This is a genomic window from Streptomyces sp. NBC_00440 (genome assembly GCF_036014215.1).
Lineage (GTDB): Bacteria > Actinomycetota > Actinomycetes > Streptomycetales > Streptomycetaceae > Streptomyces.
Map to the genome: position 1 here is coordinate 3,094,861 of NZ_CP107921.1, position 26,642 is coordinate 3,121,502.

The following is a 26,642-nucleotide window of genomic DNA, read 5'->3' on the forward strand; positions in this document are numbered from 1 at the left end:
ACACACCACTCCGTTAACCGTTTCACTTAACCGCATCAGTTAACCGCTTAACGCAAAGGTGAATCTTGCTTGTAGACGTCCACCAGCACCTCTGGCCACCGGCCTTCACCGAGCTGCTGCGCGCCCGCACCACCGCCCCGCACCTCGACGGCTGGACGCTCCACCTGCAAGGAGAGCCGCCGTACGCGGTCGATCCTGCCGATCACGACATCGCGGCCCGCACCGCGCTCGCCCATGCCGACGGGCTCGGGCTGGCGCTCGTCTCGCTCTCCAGCCCGCTCGGTATCGAATATCTGCCGCCCGCCGAAGCGGACCCGCTGCTGGCCGCCTTCCACGACGGCGCGCTGACTCTCCCCGCACCGTTCGGCGTCTGGGCGTCGGCGGGACTCGTCGTACCGGACCCCGAAGCACTGGCCCGCACTCTGGACCGAGGGTGCGCCGGACTCCAACTGCCCGCCACCGCACTGCTCGACGAGGCCGGCTGGGCGCACTGCGCGCCACTGCTCGACACGCTCGCCCGCGCCGGCAAACCGCTCTTCGTCCATCCGGGCGCGGCCGCACCCAGCGGCCCCGGCGCCCCGCCGTGGTGGCCCGCACTGGTGCCGTACGTCCAGCAGCTGCACGCCTCCTGGTTCGCCTTCCGCGCGTTCGGCCGGCCGCGCCACCCCCGGCTCCGGGTCTGCTTCGCCGCCCTCGCGGGCCTCGCCCCGCTGCACGGCGAGCGGCTCGCGGCCCGGGGCGGCGGCCGGGGCCAGGTCGATTCCAACGCCTTCTACGAGACCTCCTCGTACGGCACCCGGGCGGTGGACGCCCTGGTCCGAGCGGTCGGCATCGACGTGGTCGTGACCGGCAGCGACCGTCCGTACGCCCGCCCAGTGATCCCCGACCTCGGCGCCGAAGCGGCCGTCCACGCGCTCCGCGCCGCCAACCCCGCCCGCCTCCTGGAAGGAGCAACCCCGTGACGTACGACGCCGCGCTGCCCGACCGTAATCTCGACAAGCGTGAACTCCGGTCGCTGGTCGATGACTTGGCCACCCGTCCGGAGCTCTGGCGCGCCGAGGTCGCCTTCTCGGACACCGACCGGCACTACGCCTCGCTGCACCGCGACGAGTACGTCGACATCTGGCTGCTCTGCTGGACCCGGCAGAACGACACCGGCTGGCACGACCACGACATCTCGTCCGGCGCGGTCCGGGTGGTCCAGGGCGTGCTGACCGAGTCGAATCCACGCATCGGCGGCAAGCACCTCGCGACAGCCGTCGGCGCGGACGCCTCCTTCTGCTTCGGTCCGGACCACATCCACCGCCTGACCGGGGCGACGGACGACGCGGTCTCGATCCACGCGTACTCGCCACCGCTCTGGCGGCTCGGCCAGTACGACATCAGCGACGACGGTCTGATGCGCCGGATTTCTGTCTCATATGCGGACGAACTACGCCCAATGGACAGTCCCGCCGCCTGAAGAATCAGCTAACCAACCTGCACTAATTCGCCTGGACCTATTGACCTTCCATTCATCACGGCACACTCTGCATAGATCGATACAACGTCGGTCGGTACACACCCGGCCAGCGATGGCAGCGCCGTGATGACAGCGCAGTGGTGAGAGGGAGGCCGTCCAGTGGCAGGCCTGGTGGAACAGCGGTCGATCGATGTCGTCCCCGACGAGGAGCGCCACGGCAGCGCCTTCTCGCAGTTCACCCTCTGGGTGGGCGCGAACCTGCATATCACCGCGGTCGTGACCGGCGCGCTCGCCGTGGTCTTCGGCGGCGGCGCGCTCTGGTCGATCGTCGGGCTGCTGCTCGGCAATCTGCTCGGCGGGACCGTGATGGCCCTCCACTCGGCGCAGGGCCCACGGCTCGGACTGCCCCAGATGATCTCGTCCCGTGCGCAGTTCGGGGTCAAGGGCGCGGTGGTCCCGCTGGCCCTGGTGATCCTGATGTACGTCGGGTTCTTCGCCAGCGGCACCGTCCTGGCGGGCCAGGCGGTGGGCAAGCTGACCCACCTCGGCGACACCCCGGGCATCGTCATCTTCGCCGTGATCACCGCGGCGATGGCCGTCATCGGCTACCGGGTCATCCACACGCTCGGCCGGGTGGCGAGCGTCATCTGTGCCATCGCCTTCATCTACCTGGGTATCCGGCTGCTCGACCGCATCGACCTGGGCACGGTCCTGCACGACCACAGCTTCTCGTTCCCGCTGTTCCTGCTCGCGGTCTCGCTCTCGGCCTCCTGGCAGCTGGCGTTCGGCCCGTACGTGGCGGACTACTCGCGCTATCTGCCCCGTACGACGAGCGGCCGCGCCACCTTCTGGTGGACGCTCGGCGGCACGACGCTCGGCTCGCAGTGGTCGATGACCTTCGGCGTCCTGGTGGCGGCCACAGCGGGCGACGCCTTCCTGAACAGCCAGGTCGGTTACGTGGTCGGCCTCGGCGGCACCGGCCTGATGGCCTCGGTCCTGTACTTCGTCATCGCGCTGGGCAAGCTCACGATCAACGTGCTCAACACCTACGGCGGCTTCATGTCGATGGTGACGAGCATCAGCGGCTTCCGCGGCCAGAAGACCCTCACCACGCGCGGCCGCACGCTCTACATCCTGATCATCATGGTCGCCGGCACGGTGGTGGCCCTGGCCGGCAAGGACAGCTTCCTCGACTCCTTCAAGGACTTCCTGCTCTTCCTGCTGGCCTTCTTCACGCCGTGGTCCGCGATCAACCTGGTCGACTACTACCTGGTCTCCCGCGAGCGCTACGACATCCCGGCCCTCTCCGACCCGAAGGGCCGCTACGGCGCCTGGCGCTGGGACGCCCTGGTGGTCTACGGGATCGGTCTGGTGGCCCAGTTCCCCTTCCTGGCCACGTCCTTCTACACCGGACCGGTGGTCAGCCACCTCGGCGGCGCCGACATCTCCTGGATCGTGGGGCTGGTGGTCCCGGCGGCGCTGTACTGGATCCTGGCGCGGCGGAACACCTCGCACATCCCGGCGGCCACCATCCTGGCGCCGGCCGCCGAGCCCGTACCGGAGCAGGTGCCGTCCCCGTAGGGCGGGGCAGGACGGCGGGGTGGGTGGAGTACCCCCACTGAATTGGGGGGTTAGCCCCACTGCTCCCCGCGCTCCGGGTTCGTACCGTGGACACCATGGAAGCCAGCGACCCGGAGTTGAAGAAGGAACTCGACGCCGCCCTGCACGCCCGCAGGGACCTGGGCGAGGATTACGACTCGGCCCTGGTCGAATCGTTCCTGGAGAAGGTCGAGCAGCGGCTCGACAGCACGGTGGACCGGCGGATGCGCCGGCAGATGGCCGAACAGCAGATGGTCGTCGCCCGGGGCGGCAGCCGGCCGCAGCAGCCCGAGAGCGGGTTCGGCGAGCGGTTCGGGTTCGGGATCGTCACGATGATCCTGGCCGTCCCGCTGTCCGCGATCGGCGTGGTCAACGCGGGCCTGGCGGGCCTCATCGTCACCTGGGCGGGGATCGCGGGGGTCAACATGGTCCACGCCGCGCGCGACGGCGGCCTGTTCCAGGGTCTGCGTCACCGCTCGAAGTCCTCGTCCGAATCCGACTGGGAGGACTGACGCGGGTCGGACTGACAGACACTGGCCGGGCTGACACTGGCCCGGTCGTGCGAGGACTGCCGCAGGTCGGGCTGACCGCGGGTCCGGTCGCCGTGGCCGCCGTAGCAGGGTGATCGCGGGGGCCGCCGCACCCCCGGCGGACCGGGGGCCGGGACGACAGCGGTCCCCGCGAGGGACGCGGGTCCGGGTCAGGGCCGGGGTGCCGCGTCCATGGCGTCCTGGAGGCCGGGAGCCGCTCCGGAGGTCCGTGACGCCGATCGTGGTGCCGGCGGGTCTCCCTGCCGGCACCCACCAATCTGCCGCAGCAGTGTTAAGACGGTGCTGCGCGGGCGTGTCACCCGTGTACCACTTGGGCGAATCCCGCCCGCGACCACCGGATCAGCGGCCCTCAGCGATCCTCAGCGGGCCTCGGCGTTGCGTGCCAGATAGCTCAGCAGGTCCTGGCGGCTGACCACACCCGTCGGCTTCCCCTCCACCAGCACGATCGCCGCGTCCGCCTTGCCCAGGACGGCCATCAGGTCGGCGACCGGCTCGCCCGAGCCGACCAGCGGAAGCGGCGAGGACATGTGCTTCTCCAGCGCGTCGCCCAGCGAGGCCCGCTGGGTGAACAGCGCGTCGAGCAGCTCGCGCTCCACCACCGAGCCGATGACCTCGGCGGCCATCACGTCCGGGTGCCCGGCCCCCGGCTTCACGATGGGCATCTGGGACACGCCGTACTCGCGCAGCACGTCGATCGCTTCGCCGACGGTCTCCTCCGGGTGCATATGCACCAGGTGAGGGATGCCGTCCTCCTTGCCGAGCAGCACATCGGAGACGCGCGGCTCGGTGCCGGGCTGCTCCAGGAACCCGTAGTCGTTCATCCACTCGTCGTTGAAGATCTTCGAGAGGTAGCCGCGTCCGCTGTCCGGCAGCAGCACGACGACGATGTCGTCGGGTCCGAGGTCCTCGGCCACCCGCAGCGCCGCCACGACCGCCATCCCGCAGGAGCCGCCGACCAGCAGGCCCTCCTCCTTGGCGAGCCTGCGCGTCATCTGGAAGGAGTCCTTGTCGGACACGGCGACGATGCCGTCGGTCACCGTCCTGTCGTACGCGGAAGGCCAGAAGTCCTCACCGACGCCCTCGACGAGATAGGGCCGCCCCGAGCCGCCCGAGTACACGGAGCCCTCCGGGTCGGCGCCGATGACCTCGACCCGGCCGTCGGACACGTCCTTGAGGTACCGGCCGGTCCCGCTGATCGTGCCGCCCGTGCCGACGCCCGCGACGAAGTGGGTGATCCGCCCCTCCGTCTGCTCCCACAGCTCGGGGCCCGTGGTCTCGTAGTGCGAGCGCGGGTTGTTGGGGTTGCTGTACTGGTCGGGCTTCCACGCACCCGGGGTTTCCCTGACCAGGCGGTCGGAGACGTTGTAGTACGAGTCGGGGTGGTCGGGGTCGACCGCGGTGGGGCAGACGACGACATCGGCCCCGTACGCCCGCAGCACGTTGATCTTGTCCGTTGACACCTTGTCCGGGCAGACGAAGATGCACTTGTAGCCCTTCTGCTGAGCCACGATCGCCAGCCCGACACCAGTGTTCCCACTGGTCGGCTCCACGATCGTGCCGCCGGGCAGCAGCTCACCGCTCTGCTCCGCCGCCTCGATCATGCGCACGGCGATACGGTCCTTCACAGAACCGCCGGGGTTGAAGTATTCGACCTTGGCCAGGACGGTCGCCCTGATCCCTTCGGTCACATTGTTGAGCCTCACCAACGGGGTGTTGCCGACGAGGCTGATCATCGAGTCGTGGAATTGCACCATGGCGGTCAGCGTATTGGACAAGATTGGGCAGCACCGGTGTACGGGCAGTTAGGTGATGTGCGGCTTGGCCGGCCGGACACCGCCTGGCACGTGTACGGTTATGAGGAGGTGGCAGTGTCGAGGGCGAGGGTGGCGCGACGGATCGCCGCGGGCGCGGCGTACGGAGGCGGAAGCATCGGGCTGGTAGGAGCGGCCGCGGTGGGGGTGGTGCTGGCGGAGGTCCAGCTGGCGAAACGCTCCGTGGGCGGTGGGCGGGCCCCTCAGGCGCCGAGCGCGGACGGGCGGTACGGGCTGGCGTTCGCGGGCCGCACGGGGCACCTGGAGCCGTTACGGCTGGCGATGCTCGGCGACTCGACGGCGGCGGGCCAGGGCGTATGGCGGGCGGGCCAGACCCCGGCCGCGCTGCTGGCCTCCGGTCTCGCCGCGGTGGCCGAGCGGCCGGTGGATCTGCGGAACGTCGCGCTGCCGGGTGCGATGTCGGACGATCTGGACCGGCAGGTGGGGCTGGTGCTCGCCGATCCCGCGCGACTGCCCGAGGTCTGCGTGATCATGATCGGCGCGAACGACGTGACCCACCGGATGCCGGCCACGCAGTCCGTACGCCATCTTGCGACCTCGGTCCGCAGGCTGCGGACGGCGGGGGCCGAGGTCGTCGTCGGGACCTGCCCCGACCTGGGCACGGTCGAGCCCGTCTACCAGCCGCTGCGGTGGCTGGCCCGGCGGGTCTCCCGGCAATTGGCGGCGGCCCAGACGATCGGGGTGGTCGAACAGGGCGGGCGGACGGTGTCGCTCGGCGAGATGCTGGGCCCGGAGTTCGCGGCGAACCCCCGGGAGCTGTTCGGCCCGGACAACTACCACCCCTCGGCCGAGGGGTATGCGACGGCCGCGATGGCGGTGCTGCCCACGCTCTGCGCGGTACTGGGCCTGTGGCCGGAGACCGATCACCTGGACGCCACCCGCGACGAGGACATGCTGCCGGTGGCCAAGGCCGCGTCGGCCGCCGCGTCCGAGGCGGGCACCGAGGTCACGGGCGCCCGCGCGCCCTGGGCCCTGCTGAAGCACCGCAGGCGGCGGCGCCTGCCGGAGTCCTCCGAAACGCAGTCCTCCGAAACGCAGTCGTCCGACACCCGGTCGTCCGAAACCCAGCCCTCCCACACCCCGTCGTCCGACACCCGGCCGCCCGAAAAGCAGCCGCCCGGAACTGGGTCATCCGGAACCCGGTCGTCCGAAACCCAGCCGCCCGGAACGGCCCACGCCGCGCCACCCGGGGAGCCCCGCCACGGGCCCAGGCCGCCGGTCGCTCCCGACCCGGGGCCGGGCCGGGAGCCGGGGGTTGCGCAGCCCCCCGCGCCACCATCCTGAGCGGTCGCTTAGAAAAGAGTCCCGCATCACACACCCTCTCCGGTGACCTCGGCGGTACGTCCGGGTAACTTCCCAGTCAGCCCCGCAGACCGACCAGAACTGCCGCCGGACCAAGCACTACCGCCCAGCCAGCCCGCTTTCTCAGCCTCATGGAGCCGTGATGCCCGAAGCCGTGATCGTCTCAACCGCCCGCTCCCCCATCGGCCGCGCCTTCAAGGGTTCGCTGAAGGACCTGCGCGCCGACGACCTCACCGCCACCATCATCCAGGCCGCCCTCGCCAAGGTCCCCGAGCTGGACCCCCGGGACATCGACGACCTGATGCTGGGCTGCGGGCTGCCCGGCGGCGAGCAGGGCAACAACCTGGGCCGCATCGTCAGCGTGGCCATGGGGATGGACCACCTCCCCGGCTGTACGGTCACCCGCTACTGCTCGTCGTCCCTCCAGACCTCACGGATGGCGCTGCACGCCATCAAGGCGGGCGAGGGCGATGTCTTCATCTCGGCCGGTGTCGAGATGGTGTCGCGGTTCGTGAAGGGCAACTCCGACAGCCTTCCCGACACCCACAACCCGCTCTTCGCCGAGGCCGAGGCGCGCACCGAGGCCGTGGCCAAGAGCGAGGGCGCCTCCTGGCACGACCCCCGCGAGGACGGCCTCGTGCCGGACGCGTACATCGCGATGGGCCAGACCGCCGAGAACCTGGCGGGGCTCAAGGGAATCACCCGGCAGGACATGGACGAGTTCGGCGTGCGGTCGCAGAACCTCGCCGAGGAAGCGATCAAGAACGGCTTCTGGGCCCGCGAGATCACCCCGGTGACGCTCCCCGACGGCACGGTCGTCTCCGCGGACGACGGCCCGCGCGCCGGCGTGACCCTCGAAGGCGTACAGGGCCTGAAGCCGGTCTTCCGCCCCGACGGCCGCATCACCGCGGGCAACTGCTGCCCGCTCAACGACGGCGCGGCGGCCCTGGTGATCATGAGTGACACCAAGGCGCGCGAGCTGGGCCTCACCCCGCTGGCCCGGATCGTCTCGACCGGTGTCACCGGCCTCTCCCCCGAGATCATGGGGTACGGACCGGTCGAGGCGTCCAAGCAGGCGCTGAAGCGGGCGGGCCTGACGATCGGCGACATCGACCTGGCCGAGCTGAACGAGGCGTTCGCCGCGCAGGTCATCCCGTCCTACCGGGACCTGGGCCTCGACCTGGACAAGGTGAACGTGAACGGTGGCGCCATCGCCGTCGGCCACCCCTTCGGCATGACGGGCGCGCGCATCACCGGCACGCTGATCAACAGCCTGCAGTTCCACGACAAGCAGTTCGGCCTGGAGACGATGTGCGTGGGCGGCGGCCAGGGCATGGCGATGGTCATCGAGCGCCTGAGCTGATTCCGCAGCCCCCGCCGGAATCCGTCACGGAATGCGTCACGGAATCCGTCAGCCCGTGAATCCACAGCGGATCCACAGCGAAACACAGCAACACACGGTGCTTGCACAGCGGAATCACAGACACGCACGCAGCGCGTCCGCCGAATAACGCTGCGTCGGCCAAATCGCCCCGATCCCTCCCGCAGGAGGGGTCGGGGCGTTCGCAACTCCGCTACCGAGAGGCACGATTGATGCCGCCACTGTCACAACTCCCCTCCGTCCAAGCCTCTCGCCACCCAGTCGTGACCGAATCTCCCCCAGGATGTGACCTATCTCCTGAGGGTCTTCCATTCCTGCAGGTCACAGCGGCATCAGTGGGAAAAACAGGGCCCAAAGACCTGTCCAATTCATGACGTAATGCACTGACAGCGGACACACTCTCACGACAAGCTGATGTAGGAAGTCGGGGACCGATTGAATCCGGGAGTAAGTCAGTGAGCACTTTGTCGATTGCCCTGCTGCTGACGACGGCCACCGCCACGGCCGTCGGCGCTGCGTCCCTTCATGCCGCACACGGCCTCCGCCGCCAGATCGCCGCCCTGCGTGACGACCTCGCCGGCGCCACCGGCGGCAGCACCCGGGGCGCGACCGTACCGGCCGCGCGTGAGACCCCGGCGGCCGAGATACGGGCGGCCGTCGCGGAAGCGCTGGCCGAGGAACGTGAACGCGAGCTGGCCGAGGCGCGCGCCTTCTGGGCCGCGCAGGAGTCCCGCGACGCGGCGGACGCCCCGTCCCTGCTGGGCGGCCTGGCCGGACTCGGCGAGGACGCCGCGTTCTTCCTGCCGCGCCAGACGGACTTCACCGGCGTCGACCCGGCCTTCGAGACCGGCTTCGGCCCGGAGCTGGAACCGGCCGTCGAGTCGGGCGTCGACGCGGACGACGAGCCGGGCCCCGACGAGTACGCGGCCGACAGCGCCGAACTGGCCGCGGCCCGCCGCCGGCACCCTTCGCACCCCGACTTCGTCCCGGTGCAGACCCCCGTGGTGACCGAGCACGAGCGCATGGTGACCCGCCTCGAAGAGCTCGCCGAGACCCGCACCGCGCTCTCCGACGTCCGTCCGGGCCCGCTCGGGACGCTCGATGTGTACGTCTTCACCGACGGCACCACGCTCTGCATGACGCCGGGCCACCGCGAGACCGCCGAGCGGCTCTCCGAGGCCCTGCGCGCGGGCGACAACCCGGTCCTGCTGGGCGGTTCCGGCATCTCCGGCGCGTACGCGCTGACCTTCACCTGCGGCGAGGAGAACGTCTACATCCTCGCGGACCGCGTCATAGCGTCGCTGTAGGACCGGACCGCGTCACACCGGACGCGTCACACCGGACCGCATCACGGCCTCGCCGCAGCGCCCGTCTCCGTAGCGCCGCAGCCGCCCAAGGCCGTAACGCCCAGCACCGCAAGGCCCCTCGCGCCCCTCACAGCCCCGAACCGGCCTCGGCCGCCTCCACCGACTTCACGGCCTCGTCCAGCTCGACGGACGGGGCCGTTCGCAGCTCCTCCGCCAAGTCGTGTGCCGCGACGGCGACTTGGTCGGCGACGGCGAACAGCCCGGCGTCCGGCATGATCCGCACGGCGGCGTCCGGGGACTCCAGGCGCTGCGCGCGCGACGACAGTTCCCTGGCCAGCGCCAGCCCGACGGCTGCGGCGCCGCGCTGGAGCCGGCTCTGCGGAGCGGAGCGCAGCCGGTCGGCGAAGCGGTCGGCGGCGGCGGTGAGGGGCGTCGTATCGAGCACGCCGCGACCCTACGCGCCCGCCCCGGACTGTTGCCAACGGGCCGATGCTGAGGCACGGTGCAGTGAAGGCACAGCAATACCGACTCAGCGCAATGCCTCCGGAGGCGCCGATGTCCCAAGTCTTCTCCGAAGAGACCCATCGCAACCTGCTCTCCCGCATCCCCGAGTGCACCGGCCGTGAAGTGTCCGACTGGCTCCGCGCCGTCGACGAAGGCCCCACCCTCGTCCGCTTCGACGAGAAGGTCAGCTGGCTCAGGACCGAACACCACCTGGCCTACGGCCACGCCAAGGCGATCATCCACGAGTACGACCTGAGACGAGCCGCGCGGCGGCTGCTCTAGGCACCCTCCGGGCACCGAGGCACCGCACAGCGGTATCAAGCGGCTCCAACCACACCAGTACACCTGAAGGGGCCCGTCCGGAACACTTCCGGACGGGCCCCTTCAGATGCTCACTCAGGTGCTCACTGACGCCGCTCTAGTCGTTGCCGGTGAAGATCGCGACCAGCCGCAGCATCTCCAGATAGATCCAGACGAGCGACATGGTCAGGCCGAACGCCGCCAGCCACGACTCCTGGCGCGGGGCGCCATAGGTGATGCCGTCCTCGATCTGCTTGAAGTCCAGCGTCAGGAAGAAGCAGCCGATCAGGATCGCCAGCACCCCGACGAGCGCACCGAGCGGACCGAAGTCGCGCAGCCCGCCGTCACCGGCGACACCGAAGGCGACCAGCAGCAGATTGACCACCATCACCATCAGGAACGCCATGGCGATGGTCATGCCGATGCGGGCGTACCGGGCGGTGACCCGGATCCAGCGCTGCTTGTACGCCAGCAGGCTCGCGGCCGACACCGCCATCGTGCCCAGCACCGCCTGGAAGGGCGCGCCCGACCACTGGCTGTTGTACATCTCACTGAGCACGCCGAGGAAGATGCCCTCGAAGAACGCGTAGCCGAGGATCAGCGCGGGCGTCGGCGTGCGCTTGAAGGACTGCACCATCGCCAGGACGAAGGCCACCAGCGCGGAGCCGATGGCCAGTCCGTAGCTGGTCGATGAGACCGGCAGCAGCACCCAGGCCAGCGTGGCGCCGACGGCGACCGTGCCGAGCGTGAGGGCCGTACGCGAGACGACGTCGTCCATCGTCATCGCGCCGGCGCGCGCGGGCGCCTGGGGGCCGTTGGGGTCGGTCGCGTACGGATTGGCGGCGTACGGGTTGGCGTACGCGTTCTGGCCGGACGGGTTCTGCGCGTACGGGTTGCCCGCTACGGAGGGGTCCCCGGCCAGCAGCGCCGAGTTGAACCCCGCGTAGCCGTTGTCGCGGCTGAAGCCCCGTCGCGAGAAGACCGGGTTGCTGCTCCTCATCTCACTCCTCAGTGGCCACCGTGCGTGGCCTCGTGAACAGAGTAATGGGACAGCAAAGAGAAGGGCGTAGTGCCTGGGAAGGATCTTTCCGCGATCGTGACACCGGCCGAGCCCGGTGCCCGGCGAGGTGCCCGGAACCGGACTTGAACCGGTACGCCCCCGAGGGGCAGCGAGGTTTAAGCTCGCCGTGTCTGCATTCCACCATCCGGGCAAGACGCGCGGCACCGCATTCGCGTTTCAGAGACTATCCGGACGCGCCGCCCGGACAGCGGACCCTTAACCCGATGTTGTCTTATTTTATTGATGCCTGAAGGTGCGTCAGCCAGTGGATGCGCCATCGGCACATGCCACATGTGGTGGCGGCCCCGTACCGGGGCGTACGGGATTGACGGAAAGTCGCCGTACCGGCCCCGCCGCCCCGGCCCGGCCGCCGGGCCGGGGTACCCGCGGGGGACGGCCTCAGGGGCGGTGTCATACCGGAGGAGGAGGCGGCGCCCTCCCGGTCACTCTCAAGAGGGCCACGGGAACGGGCACGCGGAGGGACGTTTCGCCGCCGGGCGGCCGCAAGGATGAAGAGGTCCCCGCATCCCGTTCCGAACAGGAGCCCCACGTGACCTCGACCACCACCGCCCGCCGCGCCACCGCGGTGGCCGCCCGCGCATCCGACCTCTCCAAGGTGTACGGCCAGGGGGAGACCCAGGTGGTCGCCCTGGACGGCGTGTCCGTGGACTTCCGGCAGGGCGAGTTCACCGCGATCATGGGCCCGTCCGGTTCCGGGAAGTCGACGCTGATGCACTGTGTCGCGGGGCTCGACACCTTCACATCGGGATCCGTACGCATCGGTGAGACCGAGCTGAGCACCCTCAAGGACAAGCAGCTCACGCAGTTGCGCCGGGACAAGATCGGCTTCATCTTCCAGGCCTTCAACCTGCTGCCCACCCTGACGGCGGCCGAGAACATCACGCTGCCGATGGACATCGCGGGCCGCAAGCCCGACAAGGCGTGGCTGGCGAACGTCATCGAGATGGTGGGGCTCAAGGACCGGCTCAGCCACCGGCCCACCCAGCTCTCCGGCGGCCAGCAGCAGCGCGTCGCCGTGGCCCGTGCGCTGGCCTCGCAGCCCGAGATCATCTTCGGCGACGAGCCGACCGGGAACCTGGACTCCCGCTCGGGCGCCGAGGTGCTCGGCTTCCTGCGCAACTCCGTACGGGAGCTGGGCCAGACCGTCGTCATGGTGACCCATGACGCGATGGCCGCCGCCTACGCGGACCGGGTGATCTTCCTCGCCGACGGCCGGATCGTCGACGAGATGCTGTCGCCCAGCGCCGACGCGGTGCTGGACCGGATGAAGGAGTTCGACGCCCGGGGCCGTACCAGCTGACCCCGCCCCGGCCGGGGTCCGCATCCCGGCCGGCCCCACTCCGTACGGGCGACTCCGCCCGCCCCGCCTGCTCCTCACCTCAGGACTGACACCCGCCATGTTCCGTACCGCCCTGCGCAATGTGCTCTCGCACAAGGCCAGGCTGCTGATGACCGTCCTCGCCGTGCTGCTCGGCGTGGCCTTCGTCTCCGGCACCCTGGTCTTCACCGACACCCTCAGCCACGCCTTCCGCAACGAGTCGGCCAAGAACTACTCCGACGTGGCTGTCGCGGTCACCTCGTACTCCGACTCGGACAACCCCAAGGAGGCCCCCGGAGTCAGCACGAAGACCCTGGACCGGATCCGCGGCCTGGACGGTGTCGCCTCGGCCACCGGCCGCGTCTCCGGGTTCGCCGGTGTCGCCGACCACCGGGGCAAGCTGATCGGCGACGGCTGGTCCAACAAGGGCGGGAACTTCTCCCCCGGCGCCGGGGGCAAGGACGGCCAGTACGCGTTCACCGACGGCTCGGGCCCGGTACGGGACGGCCAGATCGCGCTGGACCGGGACACCGCGGACAAGGGCGGCTACCACGTCGGTGACACCGTGCGGGTCGCGACGAACGGGCCGGTGCGCGAGTACACCCTCGCCGGGATCTTCACCACCGACGACGGCGCGGTCGGCGCCGGCGGCAGCCTGGTCCTCTTCGACACCGCGGTCACGCAGAAGCTCTATCTGAAGCCCGGCTGGTACGAGGACGTCAACATCGCGGCCACTCCCGGCACTTCCCAGGCGAAGCTCCTCTCCGAGGTCAAGCCGCTCCTCCCGAAGAACGCCGACGCCCAGACCGGCAAGCAGGTCGCCGACAAGCAGGCCAAGCAGATCGAGCGGGAGATGTCGGGGCTGAGCCAGATGCTCCTCGGCTTCGCAGCGGTCGCGCTCTTCGTCGGGATCTTCCTGATCTCCAACACCTTCACCATGCTGGTCGCCCAGCGCACCAAGGAGCTGGCCCTGCTGCGCGCCGTCGGCGCATCCCGTAAGCAGGTCACCCGCTCGGTGCTCGCCGAGGCGCTGGTGGTCGGCACGGTCGCCTCCGTGGTCGGCTTCGGACTCGGTATCGGCCTGGCCGTGGGGCTGCGCTCCGCGATGGGCTCGTTCGGGGCGAAGGTGCCCGGCGGCCCGCTGATCGTGTCGCCCAGCACCGCACTGATCGCGCTGCTCGTCGGCGTACTGATCACGATGCTCGCCGCCTGGCTGCCCGCCCGCAGGGCGGCGAAGATCCCGCCGGTCGCGGCGATGGGCAGCGCGCATCTGCCCGCCACGACCAAGTCCCTGGTGGTACGGAACTCGATCGGCGCCGTCATCACGCTGGCCGGTGCCGCGGTGATCGTCGCCGGTGCGTCGGCCGGCTCCAGCGGCCGGATGATGATCGGGGCCGGTGCCTTCCTCGCCCTGATCGGCGTGATCGTGCTGATCCCGCTGCTCTCCCGTCCCGTCATCGCGCTCGTACGACCGCTGCTGACCGGGGTGTTCGGGGTGTCGGGCAAGCTCGCGGGCCAGAACGCGGTCCGTAACCCGCGCCGCACCGGGGCCACCGCTTCCGCGCTGGCGATCGGTCTGACGCTGGTCACCGGACTCTCGGTGATCGGTGTCACGGTGGGCCAGTCCGTGGACCGGATGACCACGGACAACTTCAAGGGCGACTACATGGTCGAGATGGCCAACGGCATGTCGCTCACGCCCTCCACGGTCACCGCGCTGGAGAAGGCGAAGGGCGTCACCGCGGTCTCCCCGCAGAGCGGCACCCAGATCGTCATCGACGGCAGTGACGAGTCGGTCTCCAGTGTGAAGCCCGGCGACATCCAGCAGGTGCTCAACCTCCCGGTGGTCTCGGGCTCACTGGACTCACTCGCCAGGGGGCAGATCGCCGTCGAGCAGAAGACGGCGGAGAAGAACGGCTGGAAGCCCGGCAGCAAGGTGTCCGCGAAGTACCTGGACGACAAGAAGGGCTCGCTGACGGTCGGCGCGGTGTTCAAGGAGAACCAGTTCGTCTCCTCCGTCCTGGCCCCCACGTCGGTGCTCGCCCCGCACGAGAAGACGCAGGACATCACGCAGATCTACGTGAAGACGGACGGCGGCAGCGGCTCCGGTGAGCAGGCCCTGGTGGACGCGATGGGCGGCAACCCGGCCATCTCCGTCCTGGGCCGGCAGGACATCCGCAACGCCATGGGCGGCATGATCAACACCACCCTGAACATCATGTACGGGCTGCTGGCGATGGCCCTGATCATCGCGGTGCTCGGCGTCGTCAACACCCTGGCGATGTCGGTCTTCGAGCGGCAGCAGGAGATCGGGATGCTGCGGGCGATCGGCCTGGACCGGGCCAAGGTGAAGCGGATGATCCGGCTGGAGGCCGTGGTGATCTCGCTCTTCGGCGCGGTGGTCGGGATCGCGCTGGGAACCTTCCTGGCCTGGGCGGTCGGCCAGACCATCAAGTCGGACATCCCGCACTACGTGCTGGTCATGCCGTGGGGTCGGATCGGTATCTTCCTGGTGCTCGCGGCGTTCGTCGGAGTGCTGGCCTCGCTCTGGCCGGCCCGCAGCGCGGCGCGGCTGAACATGCTGACGGCGATCAAGACGGAGTAGCCGGACCAGCCGGGGCTGGCGGAGTAGCCCGCCCGGCGCGGGTCATACGCAGACGGGGAGGCCCGGGACATCGACAGTGTCCCGGGCCTCCCTTGCGTGTGCCCGGCGCCGGCCGGGCGGGTACGCGGCCCTCAGCGCCAGTCGCGGGCCCGGCGCGGCATCCCGGAGGCCCCGCTCTCCGGGGTCTTCACGGCCAGCACCTGGTTGACGCCGATCCGGTTCTTCTCGAAGGCGAGCGCGGACGCGGCCATGTAGAGCCGCCAGATCCGGGCCCGGCCCGGACTCGTCAGCCGGACCGCCTCCGCCCAGCGCGCCTCCAGATTGGCCACCCACTCCCGGAGCGTCAGCGCGTAGTGCTCACGGAGCATCTCGACGTCGCGGGCCTCGAAACCGGCTTCCTCAAGCAGCTCCACGGTCCGGCCGACCGGCGACAGCTCGCCGTCCGGGAAGACGTAGGCGTCGATGAACGCGTCGATCTCGTACGCCGATTCGTCCCGCTCGGGGCGGCGGCCGATCTGGTGGTTGAGCAGCCGGCCGCCGGGCTTGAGCAGGGCGAACAGATCGTCCGCGTACTCCCGGTAGCGGACCGAGCCGACGTGCTCGGCCATCCCGATCGACGAAATCGCGTCGTAAGGACCGTCCTTGACGTCCCGGTAGTCCTGGACGCGGATCTCGATCCGGTCCGTCAGCCCCTCCTCGGCGATGCGCTTGCGCGCGTACGCGGCCTGCTCGCGGGAGAGGGTGACACCGGTGACCCGGGCCCCGTACTCGCGGGCGGCGTGGATGGCCATCGAGCCCCATCCGCAGCCGACATCGAGCAGCCGCATCCCCTCCTGGAGCTCCAGCTTCCGGCAGACCAGGTCGAGCTTGTCGCGCTGGGCGGTCTCCAGTGTGGAGTCCTCGGCCCAGTAGGCGCAGGAGTAAACCATCGACGGGCCGAGCACCAGCTCGTAGAAGTCGTTGCCGACGTCGTAGTGGTGGCTGATGGCCTGCTGGTCACGGCGCTTGGTGTGGACCGGGCCCCGGCGGCGTCTGATCTCCTCAGCCGGTGGGGGTGGCGGGGGCAGCAGCCCGCCGATGTCGAGGAGCCCGCGGGCGGCTGCCCGCAACTTCGGGTCGAACAGCGGCAGGCGCGCCTTCTTGAGCTCCGCCGGGTCGTCGCGCTCCCAGATGAGCCCGGCCAGCAGGTCGAGCGCCGCGTACAGATCGCCGTCCACGTCGATCTCACCGGCGACCCAGGCGCGGGCGAGGCCGAGCTCCCCCGGCTTCCACAACAGCCGCCGCAGGGCGCGCCGGTGACGGATCACCAGGACGGGCGTCCCCGGCGGCCCGGACTCGCTGCCGTCCCAGGCCCGGATGCGGACCGGGAGCGGGGCTCCCAGAAGCTCCTCGGCGAGAGTGGTCAGCCGCAGCGCGGCGTCGGCCATGGCGCACACCTCCGTACAACAGATGGGAAAGGCTCAGCAGTAGGTAAACACCGAACACCCGCCGCCACAGTCCCAATACCACATAACGGGAGCGTAAAATCCGTGGTGGATACATGTACATCTGTCCCGGTACGTCGAAGAGGCCGCCCGCACCACGGATGGCGGACGGCCTCTCGGACCTGAACGAACCTGCTGTGCTACCGAGTCAGGCCTTGGCCTTCTCGGCGTCGGACTTGCCCGCTTCGGCCTTCGGCGCCGCGGGACGGGGCGCCGGCTTGGCCGCCTCGTAGAACTCCTCGCGGGGAGTCTCCATCGCGCCGAGCGAGACGACCTCGCGCTTGAGGAACATCGCGAGCGTCCAGTCGGCGACGACGCGGATCTTGCGGTTCCAGGTCGGCACCGCGAGGCCGTGGTAACCACGGTGCATGTACCAGGCGAGACGGCCCTTGAGCTTGATCTTCATCTTGCCCATGACGATCATCGCGACGCCCTTGTGGAGGCCGAGGCCCGCCACCGCACCCTTGTTGGCGTGCTCGTAGTCGCCCTGCGGGAAGCCGCGCATACCCGAGATGACGTTGTCACCGAGGACCTTGGCCTGACGCAGCGCGTGCTGGGCGTTCGGCGGGCACCAGGCGTTCTCGACACCGGCCTTGCGGGCGGCCATGTCCGGGACCTGCGCGTTGTCACCCGCGGCCCAGATGTAGTCCGTGCCCTGCACCTGGAGCTTCTCCGAGGTGTCCACGTGGCCGCGGGGGCCGAGCGGCAGACCGTAACGCGCCAGGACCGGGTTCGGCTTGACGCCGGCGGTCCAGACGAGCGTGTTGGCGTCGACCTCCAGGCCGTTGTTCAGCACCACGTGGCCGTCGATGCAGGAGTCCATGCCGGTCTTGAGGTAGACCTCGACCCCGCGGGACTCCAGGTGCTCCTTGCCGTACGCGCCGAGCTTCGGCCCGACCTCGGGAAGGATCTTGTCCGCCACGTCGACCAGCAGGAAGCGCATGTCCTCGCGCTTGACGTTGGTGTAGTACTTCGCGGCGTCCCTGGCCATGTCCTCGACCTCGCCGATGGTCTCCGCACCCGCGAAGCCACCGCCGACGAAGACGAAGGTCAGCGCCTTGCGGCGGACATCCTCGTCGGTCGTCGAGTCGGCCTTGTCGAGCTGCTCAAGGACGTGGTTGCGCAGACCGATCGCCTCTTCGACGCCCTTCATGCCGATGCCCTGCTCGGCGAGGCCGGGGATCGGGAAGGTACGGGAGACCGCGCCGAGCGCGATGACCAGGTAGTCGAAGGGCAGCTCGTAGGCCTCGCCGACGAGCGGCGCGACCGTGGCGACCTTGCGGTCCTGGTCGATCGTGGTGACTCGGCCGGTGAGGATCTCGGCCTTCGGCAGCACGCGTCGCAGCGGGACGACGACGTGCCGGGGCGAGATGCTGCCGGCAGCAGCTTCGGGGAGGAAGGGCTGGTACGTCATGTACGAGCGCGGGTCCACGACCGTGACGGTCGCTTCGCCGTAGCGCATCTTCTTGAGAATGCGTCGAGCTGCGTACAGGCCTACGTACCCGCCTCCAACTACGAGGATCCTGGGACGCTCCGTGGTGCTCATGGCAACGAGTATCCACCTCCTGAGGGGGGGTACCTCGTGCGCCCCTTCACAAGGTCGAAGGGCACCTCTGCTACACTGCGCGGCTCACATGACGGAGGTCACTCCTCCGCAAGGGAACCAACACACCTCGGGGGACGTTGTCCACCCCACTTGAGCTGGCCCTCACGGCGTCGCGCCGACTGGACCACTGCCCGATGACATCCCCCTGCAACACGTACGACACCGTGCGCGATACGCGGAACAGAGACCTACGGGCACCCGACTGGGCCCGATGTCCTCAGATCTTCGGCCGACAGGCCCCAATTCCTTGTGAAGAACTTCACGAACTTTCTCGCGGCCGACCGCCGGGACGGCTCACGGGCGCGCCCCAGAAGCCTGACAACGCTGTCATCGTCATCCCCTGAGCGGCCTCCCGGACGTGCTTCCCGGCCGCCCGAGCGGCCTCCCGGGCGCACCCCAGGCGCGTGTACACAATTACGCGTACACCGTCTTCATGGCTGAGAACGCTGTGACCGTGCGGGAAGCCCGCGCACACCTGTCGGACCACATCAACCGTGCCGAGGGTGGCACGCCTACGGCACCTTCGAGCCATCGACCGGCCTGCCGCCATGCGCATTCTGGCCGCGCTGACCGCACTCGGTGACGATCCGGCCGCGAGGACGCCGACATCAAGAAGCTCACCGGCCCGTCGGGCCTCTATCGGCTCCGAGTCGGCAGCTACCGGGCTGCCTACCAGGTCGAAGACGGCGAACTCATCATCCTCGTCGTCAAAGTCGGCGACCGGCGCGACGTCCACCGCAACATCTGAGAGCGGGCAGCACCAAGGTCACTCGGCGTCGCGCGCACAGCTCCACGCGATGCCGTCGAGGATGTCGTGCTCGCTGACGACCACCTCGCCGGCGCCGGTCCGCTTCATGACCGAGTGCAGGATCATCGCTCCCGCACCGATGACGTCGACCCGCCCCGGATGCATCACCGGGATCGCCGCACGCTCGTCGTGGGACGAGATCAGCAGGGTTCCGGCGATCTCGCCGACCTGCGCCGCGGTGATCCGTGAGTGGTGGATCGCCGTCGAGTCGTAGGCGTCGAGGCCCAGCGCGATGGCGCTGACGGTGGTCACCGAACCGGCGAGACCGACGAGCGTGCGGTTCCCGGACAGCGGGACCGTTTCCGCCGCCTCGTCCAGCGCGGCGTCGATGTCGGCCCGCATCGCGGTGATCTCGCCGAGCGTCGGCGGGTCGTGGCGGACGTGCCGCTCGGTGAGCCGTACGCAGCCGATGTCCACCGAGCGGGCCGCCTTGACGTTCTCGTCCCCGACGACGAACTCGGTCGAGCCGCCGCCGATGTCCACCACCAGGTACTCGCCGCCCTGACCGGCCAGTTCCTTCGTCGCGCCGGTGAAGGAGAACTCGGCCTCCTGGTCGCCGGTGATCACCTCGGGCTCGACGCCGAGGATGTCGCGCACCCCGCTGACGAACTCGTCCCGGTTCTCGGCGTCGCGGGACGCGGACGTGGCGACGAAGCGGAGACGCTCGGCGCCATGGGCCTTGATGATCTCGGCGTACTCCGTACAGGCCGCGAAGGTCCGCTCCAGCGCCTCGGGGGCGAGCCGGCCCGTCCGGTCGACGTCCTGGCCGAGCCGGACGATGGTCATCCGCCGGTCCAGGTCGACGAGTTCACCGGTGGCGGGGTCGGCGTCCGCGACGAGCAGACGGATGGAGTTCGTACCGCAGTCAATGGCAGCGACGCGGGTCATATGGGTGTCCTCACGGATGTGTGAAAGGGGGGTGGGGGTCCGGTCCCGGCCCGGTTCTTCAGTCGCCGAGCGGGGCGGAGCCCTCGCCGTCGCGGGCCCGCGGCACGCACGGGCCCTTCGCCCACCACTCGGGCAGCATCGCGATCGCCTCGTCCCCCAGCGGGTTGACGCCGGGCCCCGCGGCCAGTGAATGACCGACCAGGACATGCAGGCACTTGACCCGGTCGGGCATCCCACCCGCGCTCGGGAAGCCCTCCAGGACCTCGATCGCGTCGCGGCGGGCGATGTAGTCCTCGTGCGCGGCCCGGTAGGCGGCGGCCAGTTCGGGGTCGGTGCGCAGGCGCTCGGTCATCTCCTTCATGACGCCGTTCGCCTCCAGCGTGCCGATCGCGGAGGCCGCACGCGGGCAGGTCAGGTAGTACGTCGTCGGGAACGGCGTGCCGTCCTCCAGACGCGGGGCCGTCTCGACGACGTCGGGGTTGCCGCACGGGCAGCGGTGCGCGATGGCGCGCAGCCCGCGGGGCGGTCGGCCGAGCTGCTCCTTGAACGCGCTGATGTCCGCGTCGGTGGGCTCGGTACGGTCGGTCTGCGGAGGGGGCGTTTCCATGCCTGCCTTGGATCTGAGTGCTGGTGAAGTGAGTGCCGGTGAGCTGAGTGGCTGTGAACTGAGTGCCGGTGAACTGAGTGGCTGTGAACTGAGTGCCGGTGAACTGAGTGGCTGTGAGACGTGTGGCCGGCAGCAGCCGGTGGGGCGCACGGCCGGTGCCGGCCCCGCCTAGGGGGCCTTGGTGCGGTCCGCGCTGTCCACGCCGTCCCACAGGTTCGAGTACCAGGGCCGGTCCGCCGCGCCCTTGCCGGCGGTGCGCCGGGTGCGGGCGTCGGGATCGACCATCGTGTAGTTGGTCTCCCCCGGCCGTACGTAGTGCAGTTGCTCACGGGCCAGCCGCTCCACGTACGCGTTGTCCTGGAGGCGGGCCTTCTCGTCCCGCAGCTCCTCGACACGCGCCCTCGCCTCGCTCACCTGGCGCCGCTGGTCGGCGATGTCGCCGCGCTGCGAGACGTACTGCCGCATCGGATACGCGAGCGCGACCACCAGGGTGCAGAGCACCATGAGCAGTATCGCCGCCCGGCCGGTGAGCCGGGGCCTGCGCGCCTGGCGCCTGGACTGGGAGCGGTAGACACGGGCCGCGGTCTGCTCACCGAGCACCTTGAGTCTGGTCGCGGTGGAGAACCGGTCCCGGTTCCCTGCCATGCCGCCTCCCCGTTACACACGCACGTCCGTCCCCGGACACGGTACGGGACCGGGCACGGGGACGGCTGCGCGTGGCTGCGCCTTTGCTGCTGATTCAGCGCTTTATTCAGTTCTTCGGCGGTGTCAGCTCTGCGGCGGTGTCAGCTGGAGCGGAAGCGCGGGAACGCCGAACGGCCCGCGTAGACCGCGGCGTCGTCGAGGATCTCCTCGATGCGCAGCAGCTGGTTGTACTTGGCGACGCGGTCCGAGCGGGCCGGGGCGCCGGTCTTGATCTGGCCGCAGTTCACGGCGACCGCGAGGTCGGCGATGGTGACGTCCTCGGTCTCACCGGAGCGGTGCGACATCATGCACTTGAAGCCGTTGCGCTGCGCGAGCTCGACGGCGTCCAGGGTCTCGGTCAGCGAACCGATCTGGTTGACCTTGACGAGCAGGGCGTTGGCGGAGCCCTCCTCGATGCCGCGGGCCAGCCGCTCCGGGTTGGTGACGAAGAGGTCGTCGCCGACGATCTGGACCTTGGCGCCCAGCTTGTCGGTGATGACCTTCCAGCCGTCCCAGTCGTCCTCGTACAGCGGGTCCTCGATGGAGACGAGCGGGTACGAGGCGACGAGCTCCTCGTAGTACTCGGTCATCTCGGCGGCCGAGCGGGACTTGCCCTCGAACTCGTACTTGCCGTCCTTGTAGAACTCGGAGGCGGCGACGTCGAGCGCGAGCGCGATGTCCTTGCCCGGCGCGTAGCCGGCCTCCTTGATGGCCTCAAGGATGAGGTCGAGGGCGGCGCGGTTCGACTCCAGGTTCGGCGCGAAGCCGCCCTCGTCGCCGAGACCGGTCGACAGGCCCTTGGTCTTCAGGACCTTCTTGAGGGTGTGGTAAACCTCGGCGCCCCAGCGCAGCGCCTCCGAGAAGGACTCGGCGCCGATCGGCGCGATCATGAACTCCTGGATGTCGACGTTGGAGTCGGCGTGCGACCCGCCGTTCAGGATGTTCATCATCGGAACGGGCAGTAGGTGCGCGTTCGGGCCGCCCAGGTAGCGGAAGAGCGGGAGGTCGGAAGCCTCGGAAGCGGCGTGTGCCACGGCGAGCGAGACGCCGAGGATGGCGTTGGCGCCGAGCGAGCCCTTGTTCTCCGTCGCGTCCAGGTCGAACATCGCCTGGTCGATCAGGCGCTGCTCGGTGGCGTCGTAGCCGACGAGCTCCGGCCCGATCTGCTCGATGACGGCGAGGACTGCCTTCTCGACGCCCTTGCCCTGGTAACGGTTGGGGTCACCGTCGCGGAGCTCGATGGCCTCGAACGCACCGGTGGAGGCGCCGGACGGGACGGCGGCACGGCCCGTGCTGCCGTCGTCGAGGCCGACCTCGACCTCGACCGTGGGGTTGCCTCGGGAGTCCAGGATTTCCCGGGCTACGACGACGTCGATGGACGGCACTAGCATCTCCTTCTGGGATGTGACGCTATGGGCGCAGGGTCTCTTTGGCCTTGCGGCACGAGCCTAACCGGCTCGGAGCCATAGGCCTGCAGGGCGCCCGGACCCTGGGACGAAAAAGGGCCCAAAAGATCGTATGACGGTGTGAAAGTCACCAAATTTACCAGACCGTGACCACCTCACCGCCCCCGCCGGGCCGCCGGACGGAACCGGGACGCGGCTCCGGCGGAGAGACCCCCGGCCCGGCGCGTACGGGGGAGTCGCGCCGGGCCGGGGGTGCTGGGGAGAGCTGATATCAGCTCAGGTGGAGCTGCTGACCGGGGTAGATCAGGTTGGCGTCCTTCACGACGTCCTTGTTCAGGTCGAAGACCTTCTTCCAGCCACCGGAGACGTGCTCGGCCTTGGCGATCGTGGAGAGGGTGTCGCCGGCCTTGACCTTGTACTCGCCGTCACCCTTCTGGATCTTGGCGGGAGCGGCGTGCCGGGGAGCGGCGTGCTTCGGGGCGGCCGGCGCACTGGTGCGGGCCTCGCTGCGCGAAGCGGCCTGCTGGTCGCTGTGGCTGCTCTGCTGGTCGGCGCTCGACGAGGAGGAGCCGCTGTTCGAACCGGTGGAGACGTCCGGGCTCGGACCGCCGCTGGTCAGGCCGCCGGCACCGGCGCAGGACCAGGCGCCCGGACCCTGCATGGCGAGAAGCTTCTCGGCGGTGGCGATCTGCTGGCCCTTGGTGGCGAGGTCGGCACGCGGGGCGTACTGCGTACCGCCGGCGGCGGCCCAGCTGGAGTTGTTGAACTGGAGGCCGCCGTAGTAGCCGTTGCCCGTGTTGGTGGACCAGTTGCCACCGGACTCGCACTGCGCGACGGCGTCCCAGGTCGAGACCGAAGCGGCGGAGGCCGAGGTCGCCCCGATCAGCGGTACGGCCACAGCGGCACCGGCAACACCGGCGAGAGTGGCGACGCGGACGGCCTTCGAGGGGCGACGGTGCTTGGACTTGCTGGAAAACAGCATGAAGAATCTCCTCACCGACGCCTACGAGGTGAGCTGTCGGGTTCGGGCCAATGAGTTGCCCGGCTGCGCGGCCTAGCGCACAGCTTCACCCCAAGCCGGTCCCGGTTCGTGCCGTTCTCTGACTCTGAACGGACGGCCGGCCCCGGCGCTTACCTGGGTCCCCCGCTCCTGCCTGCGGCGCTTCTTAGCGTCACTGTTTCCCTTCGACCGATGGCAGGATTCGGCGTGGCGATCGAAGAGGCCCGCGGTGCGAGCGGTCTGACCGTAATCACAGGACCCCCCGATATTCAAAGATGAACATCGGGGAGCAAATCCCTGGTTTACGACCCCGCGTGACCTGTTTCCGCAGGTGAGGTGCGGCGTACGCCGGGCGGACAGTCCGGACATTCAGCAGCGCCGACGAGAGCCATGTCTCACTCGAACAGAAGCGGACATACAGGTCCGAACTACCCCTGATTTCGGTCGAGATCAAGGCTCTGGCCAGGAACGATGAAGTCCGGATCGCCTCCGACGGTCCGATGGTTCGCCGCGTAGAGCGCGGGCCATCCGCCGGGCAGATCGTGCGCCTCCGCGATGGACCACAGATTGTCACCCGCGCGGACGGTGTAGCTGCCGTCCGTACGGGCGTCATCGCGGGACACCTCCCCGCCGCGTGAAGCGTGCCGCCCGGTCTCGTCATGGCTCGCTCCGGAGCCACCGGTGGCCTCGCCGCCCCGGTGCTTGCCGCCCCCCGGGGCGTCACCGGAAGCAGGACCGGCGGGTGCCGCCGAGTCCGAGGGGCCGGGCGTGGCGGATGCGCTGGGGCCAGAAGTGCCCGAAGTGCCCGAAGTGCCCGAAGAGCCTGAATCGCCGGAAGAGTCTGATGTGTCCGATGAGGGGTCAGATGTGGGGGATGACGGGGCCGATGAGGAGGACGGGGCGCCCGAAGGGGAATCGGACGGGCTCGGACTCGCCTGCTTCGACGGCGCGTGCTTCGACGGTGTCTGCTTCGAACCGTCCGCGTCCGTGTCCCCGCCCGCCGGGTCCTTGGCGGAACCGGTCGGCTTGGCCGAATCGCTCGGCTTCGCGGAATCGGTCGGCTTCGCGGGGCTCGGGCTCGCGGTGTCCGGGGAGCCCGGGTCCACGGAGGCGCTGTCCGCGTCGTCCTTCGTCAGCCCGGCGATGGCCGCACAACTGGCCCAGGGAGTCGCACCCTCGGCCGCGTACACCTTCTTGGCCACGGCTATCTGCTGGGAGCGGCTGGCCAGGTCGGGGCGGGCCGCGTACTGCCCGCCTCCGTACTTGTCCCAGGTCGCCTGCGAGAACTGGAGGCCGCCGTAGTGCCCGTTGCCGAGGTCGGTGCTCCAGATGCCGCCGCTCTCGCACAGCGCCACCCGGTCCCAGGTCGTGGCGTCGGCAGCGTGGGCGCCGGTCGACGCCAGCAGCGGAAGGGCGATGGCCGAGCCCGTAACTCCTGCCGCTACGACAAGAGCTGGAGCCTGACGGGGGCGGCGGTGCCGACCGTTCCCGGTGCGCATGCGGTGGCCTTCCGTGTGACGGATGAGTCGAGGGGTGAACGTAGCCGCACTCGAACACCAGTCACAAGTCGATGCAGCGGAGATCACATGAAAGTCACATTCTTGACGCCCTGTCAGCCATGTACTGGTCAGGCCGTCAGTTGGGCGGGATATCGAACTCCACCGGAAGCGTGCGCAATCCCCGCATGATGAGCCCGCCGCGCCAGCGCAAATCGCCAGGTTCCGCCGCAAGTCGCAGGTCCGGCAGGCGGCGCAGCAGGGTGGCGAGCGCGGTCTGCGCCTCCAGCCGGGCGAGCGGCGCGCCGAGGCAGTAGTGGATGCCGTGCCCGTACCCCAGATGCTGGTTGTCGGTGCGTGAGAGGTCGAGCGTGTCGGGCTCGGTGAAGCGCTCGGGATCGCGGTCGGCCGCGGCCAGGACGACCAGTACGGGATCGCCCTCCGCGATGGACTGCCCGCCCAGGGTCAGCGCCTCGGTGGCGAACCGCCAGGTCGCCAGCTCCACCGGCCCGTCGTAGCGCAGGAGTTCCTCCACACCGGTGGCGAGGAGGTCGGTCTCCCCCGCCGCCAGTGACGCCTCCAGGCGCTCGCGCTGGTCCGGATTGCGGAGCAGCGCGTACATACCGTTGCCGATGAGGTTGACCGTCGTCTCGAACCCGGCGAAGAGCAGGATGAACGCCATCGCCGCGGCTTCGTTCTCGGTCAGGTGCTCGCCGTGGTCGCTCGCCCTGATGAGCCCGGAGATGAGGTCGTCGCCGGGGCTCTCCCGCTTGCGGTGGATGAGTTCGGCGAGGTAGTTCCGCATCTTCTTGACCGACCGTGCGACCCCGCCGCGCGGTCCGCCGCCGTGACGGATCATCATGCCCGCCCAGTCGCGGAAGTCGTCCTGGTCCTCGCGGGGGACGCCGAGCAGATCGCAGATGGCGTAGATGGGGAGCGGAAAGGCGAAGTCATGGATGAGGTCGGCCGTGCCCTGCTCTCCGCTCTTCGCCACGAAGGCGTCGATCAGCTGGTCCGTCAGCTCCTGTACGCGCGGTGCGAAGAGCGCGACGGTGCGCGGGGTGAACGCCTTGGAGACCAGACGCCGCAGCCGGGTGTGGTCCGGCGGGTCGATGTTCAGCAGATGCGTCATCAGCTCCGCCTTGCGCTCCCCCGGAATGCCGGTCTTGCCCTTGGCGTGCGGGGACTCCGCGTGGTGCGCGGGGTTCTTCGACAGCCGGGGCTCGGCGAGCGCCGTCCGCGCGTCCGCGTACCGCGTCACGAGCCAGGCCTCCACCCCGCTCGGGAGCGCGGTCCTGTGGACGGGCGCGTTCTCGCGGAGCCAGGCGTACGCGGGGTACGGGTCGGTCGCGAACTCCCAGGTGAAAAGGGTGGGGGCCGGGCCTGCGGTGCTGTTGTCGGTCACTCCTCGACGGTAGCCG

The 26,642-nt window shown here is 69.7% G+C and carries 21 protein-coding genes, 1 tRNA gene, 3 pseudogenes and 1 riboswitch; of the genes and pseudogenes, 12 read left to right on the forward strand and 13 right to left on the reverse strand.

Annotated features, from left to right (window positions below; genetic code table 11):
* The first annotated feature begins 65 nt into the window (after positions 1–65).
* From OHB13_RS13810 to OHB13_RS13825, 4 genes are all read left to right on the forward strand, one after another.
* Entirely contained in the window at positions 66–962 is an 897-nt protein-coding gene (locus OHB13_RS13810) for an amidohydrolase (protein ID WP_328377291.1), read from the forward strand.
* Positions 959–1,462 carry a cysteine dioxygenase gene (locus OHB13_RS13815; RefSeq protein ID WP_328377292.1) on the forward strand — a complete coding sequence of 168 codons (504 nt, stop codon included), beginning with the start codon at positions 959–961 and terminating at the stop codon, positions 1,460–1,462. Before OHB13_RS13810 ends, OHB13_RS13815 begins: the two co-directional genes overlap by 4 nt.
* A gap of 159 nt (positions 1,463–1,621) precedes the next feature.
* Entirely contained in the window at positions 1,622–3,043 is a 1,422-nt protein-coding gene (locus tag OHB13_RS13820; RefSeq protein ID WP_266856307.1) for a purine-cytosine permease family protein, read from the forward strand.
* Between the two features lie 95 nt (positions 3,044–3,138).
* Positions 3,139–3,573, forward strand: coding sequence for a hypothetical protein (locus OHB13_RS13825; protein WP_266856305.1), 435 nt, complete (start codon positions 3,139–3,141; stop codon positions 3,571–3,573).
* A 398-nt stretch (positions 3,574–3,971) separates the two neighbouring features.
* Here OHB13_RS13825 and OHB13_RS13830 read toward each other — a convergent pair whose 3' ends face one another.
* Positions 3,972–5,363, reverse strand: coding sequence for a cystathionine beta-synthase (locus tag OHB13_RS13830; protein ID WP_266861018.1), 1,392 nt, complete (start codon positions 5,361–5,363; stop codon positions 3,972–3,974).
* Between the two features lie 132 nt (positions 5,364–5,495).
* On the opposite strand from OHB13_RS13830, the pseudogene OHB13_RS13835 reads away from it, so the two are divergent.
* The 3 genes and pseudogenes from OHB13_RS13835 to OHB13_RS13845 all read left to right on the forward strand — a co-directional run.
* Positions 5,496–6,461, forward strand: a pseudogene (locus OHB13_RS13835) (SGNH/GDSL hydrolase family protein); the annotation flags it as partial.
* A gap of 427 nt (positions 6,462–6,888) precedes the next feature.
* The gene (locus OHB13_RS13840) at positions 6,889–8,109 is read left to right on the forward strand and encodes an acetyl-CoA C-acetyltransferase (protein ID WP_266856303.1); all 1,221 of its coding nucleotides are present in this window, start codon (positions 6,889–6,891) and stop codon (positions 8,107–8,109) included.
* A 473-nt stretch (positions 8,110–8,582) separates the two neighbouring features.
* Positions 8,583–9,434, forward strand: coding sequence for a hypothetical protein (locus tag OHB13_RS13845; protein ID WP_266856301.1), 852 nt, complete (start codon positions 8,583–8,585; stop codon positions 9,432–9,434).
* Positions 9,435–9,561: 127 nt separating this feature from the next.
* Here the strand turns inward: OHB13_RS13845 and OHB13_RS13850 are convergent, their stop codons facing one another.
* Positions 9,562–9,879: a hypothetical protein gene (locus OHB13_RS13850; RefSeq protein WP_266856299.1), complete on the reverse strand. Its 318-nt coding sequence runs from the start codon at positions 9,877–9,879 to the stop codon at positions 9,562–9,564.
* A 110-nt stretch (positions 9,880–9,989) separates the two neighbouring features.
* Between OHB13_RS13850 and OHB13_RS13855 the strand changes: the two genes are divergently transcribed.
* On the forward strand, positions 9,990–10,220 hold the full coding sequence (locus OHB13_RS13855; RefSeq protein ID WP_266856297.1) for a DUF4287 domain-containing protein: 231 nt from the start codon (positions 9,990–9,992) through the stop codon (positions 10,218–10,220).
* Positions 10,221–10,356: 136 nt separating this feature from the next.
* Here OHB13_RS13855 and OHB13_RS13860 read toward each other — a convergent pair whose 3' ends face one another.
* Together OHB13_RS13860 and OHB13_RS13865 are read right to left on the reverse strand one after the other, a co-directional pair.
* Positions 10,357–11,238, reverse strand: a complete 882-nt coding sequence (locus tag OHB13_RS13860; RefSeq protein WP_328377293.1) for a Bax inhibitor-1/YccA family protein — start codon at positions 11,236–11,238, stop codon at positions 10,357–10,359.
* 128 nt (positions 11,239–11,366) lie between these two features.
* Positions 11,367–11,449: transfer RNA gene (locus OHB13_RS13865), tRNA-Leu, on the reverse strand.
* Between the two features lie 399 nt (positions 11,450–11,848).
* On the opposite strand from OHB13_RS13865, the gene OHB13_RS13870 reads away from it, so the two are divergent.
* Together OHB13_RS13870 and OHB13_RS13875 are read left to right on the forward strand one after the other, a co-directional pair.
* Entirely contained in the window at positions 11,849–12,619 is a 771-nt protein-coding gene (locus tag OHB13_RS13870) for an ABC transporter ATP-binding protein (protein ID WP_266856293.1), read from the forward strand.
* Positions 12,620–12,716: 97 nt separating this feature from the next.
* Positions 12,717–15,242 carry an ABC transporter permease gene (locus OHB13_RS13875; protein WP_328377294.1) on the forward strand — a complete coding sequence of 842 codons (2,526 nt, stop codon included), beginning with the start codon at positions 12,717–12,719 and terminating at the stop codon, positions 15,240–15,242.
* Positions 15,243–15,373: 131 nt separating this feature from the next.
* Here the strand turns inward: OHB13_RS13875 and OHB13_RS13880 are convergent, their stop codons facing one another.
* Entirely contained in the window at positions 15,374–16,669 is a 1,296-nt protein-coding gene (locus OHB13_RS13880; RefSeq protein WP_266856289.1) for an SAM-dependent methyltransferase, read from the reverse strand.
* A gap of 205 nt (positions 16,670–16,874) precedes the next feature.
* Positions 16,875–18,272, reverse strand: a complete 1,398-nt coding sequence (locus tag OHB13_RS13885; protein ID WP_266856287.1) for an NAD(P)/FAD-dependent oxidoreductase — start codon at positions 18,270–18,272, stop codon at positions 16,875–16,877.
* Positions 18,273–18,765: 493 nt separating this feature from the next.
* Here OHB13_RS13885 and OHB13_RS13890 point away from each other — a divergent pair.
* A pseudogene (locus OHB13_RS13890) lies at positions 18,766–18,849 on the forward strand (type II toxin-antitoxin system Phd/YefM family antitoxin); the annotation flags it as partial.
* A pseudogene (locus OHB13_RS13895) lies at positions 18,827–19,080 on the forward strand (type II toxin-antitoxin system RelE family toxin). The pseudogenes OHB13_RS13890 and OHB13_RS13895, both read left to right, overlap by 23 nt.
* An 18-nt stretch (positions 19,081–19,098) precedes the next feature.
* Here OHB13_RS13895 and OHB13_RS13900 read toward each other — a convergent pair.
* The 7 genes from OHB13_RS13900 to OHB13_RS13930 form a co-directional block, all read right to left on the reverse strand.
* Positions 19,099–20,028, reverse strand: a complete 930-nt coding sequence (locus tag OHB13_RS13900; protein ID WP_328377295.1) for a Ppx/GppA phosphatase family protein — start codon at positions 20,026–20,028, stop codon at positions 19,099–19,101.
* Positions 20,029–20,086: 58 nt separating this feature from the next.
* Complete coding sequence (locus OHB13_RS13905) at positions 20,087–20,635, reverse strand: DUF501 domain-containing protein (RefSeq protein WP_266856283.1); 549 nt, start codon at positions 20,633–20,635, stop codon at positions 20,087–20,089.
* A gap of 168 nt (positions 20,636–20,803) precedes the next feature.
* Positions 20,804–21,280: an FtsB family cell division protein gene (locus OHB13_RS13910; RefSeq protein ID WP_266856281.1), complete on the reverse strand. Its 477-nt coding sequence runs from the start codon at positions 21,278–21,280 to the stop codon at positions 20,804–20,806.
* Between the two features lie 140 nt (positions 21,281–21,420).
* Positions 21,421–22,710, reverse strand: a complete 1,290-nt coding sequence (eno, locus tag OHB13_RS13915) for a phosphopyruvate hydratase (protein WP_164260962.1) — start codon at positions 22,708–22,710, stop codon at positions 21,421–21,423.
* 286 nt (positions 22,711–22,996) lie between these two features.
* Positions 22,997–23,707, reverse strand: a complete 711-nt coding sequence (locus OHB13_RS13920; RefSeq protein ID WP_266856276.1) for a transglycosylase family protein — start codon at positions 23,705–23,707, stop codon at positions 22,997–22,999.
* A 3-nt stretch (positions 23,708–23,710) separates the two neighbouring features.
* A riboswitch (cyclic di-AMP (ydaO/yuaA leader) is annotated at positions 23,711–23,897 on the reverse strand.
* A gap of 256 nt (positions 23,898–24,153) precedes the next feature.
* Complete coding sequence (locus OHB13_RS13925; RefSeq protein ID WP_328377296.1) at positions 24,154–25,224, reverse strand: LysM peptidoglycan-binding domain-containing protein; 1,071 nt, start codon at positions 25,222–25,224, stop codon at positions 24,154–24,156.
* A 136-nt stretch (positions 25,225–25,360) separates the two neighbouring features.
* Entirely contained in the window at positions 25,361–26,626 is a 1,266-nt protein-coding gene (locus tag OHB13_RS13930) for a cytochrome P450 family protein (RefSeq protein ID WP_328377297.1), read from the reverse strand.
* Positions 26,627–26,642: the final 16 nt, after the last annotated feature.

Coding starts and splice junctions, on each gene's coding strand:
- OHB13_RS13880 (WP_266856289.1), bottom strand. CDS start 16,669: ATGGCCGACGCCGCGCTGCGGCTGACCACTCTCGCCGAGGAGCTTCTG.
- eno (WP_164260962.1), bottom strand. CDS start 22,710: ATGCTAGTGCCGTCCATCGACGTCGTCGTAGCCCGGGAAATCCTGGAC.
- OHB13_RS13910 (WP_266856281.1), bottom strand. CDS start 21,280: ATGGCAGGGAACCGGGACCGGTTCTCCACCGCGACCAGACTCAAGGTG.
- OHB13_RS13900 (WP_328377295.1), bottom strand. CDS start 20,028: ATGACCCGCGTCGCTGCCATTGACTGCGGTACGAACTCCATCCGTCTG.
- OHB13_RS13860 (WP_328377293.1), bottom strand. CDS start 11,238: ATGAGGAGCAGCAACCCGGTCTTCTCGCGACGGGGCTTCAGCCGCGAC.
- OHB13_RS13925 (WP_328377296.1), bottom strand. CDS start 25,224: ATGCGCACCGGGAACGGTCGGCACCGCCGCCCCCGTCAGGCTCCAGCT.
- OHB13_RS13920 (WP_266856276.1), bottom strand. CDS start 23,707: ATGCTGTTTTCCAGCAAGTCCAAGCACCGTCGCCCCTCGAAGGCCGTC.
- OHB13_RS13875 (WP_328377294.1), top strand. CDS start 12,717: ATGTTCCGTACCGCCCTGCGCAATGTGCTCTCGCACAAGGCCAGGCTG.
- OHB13_RS13825 (WP_266856305.1), top strand. CDS start 3,139: ATGGAAGCCAGCGACCCGGAGTTGAAGAAGGAACTCGACGCCGCCCTG.
- OHB13_RS13855 (WP_266856297.1), top strand. CDS start 9,990: ATGTCCCAAGTCTTCTCCGAAGAGACCCATCGCAACCTGCTCTCCCGC.
- OHB13_RS13840 (WP_266856303.1), top strand. CDS start 6,889: ATGCCCGAAGCCGTGATCGTCTCAACCGCCCGCTCCCCCATCGGCCGC.
- OHB13_RS13885 (WP_266856287.1), bottom strand. CDS start 18,272: ATGAGCACCACGGAGCGTCCCAGGATCCTCGTAGTTGGAGGCGGGTAC.
- OHB13_RS13905 (WP_266856283.1), bottom strand. CDS start 20,635: ATGGAAACGCCCCCTCCGCAGACCGACCGTACCGAGCCCACCGACGCG.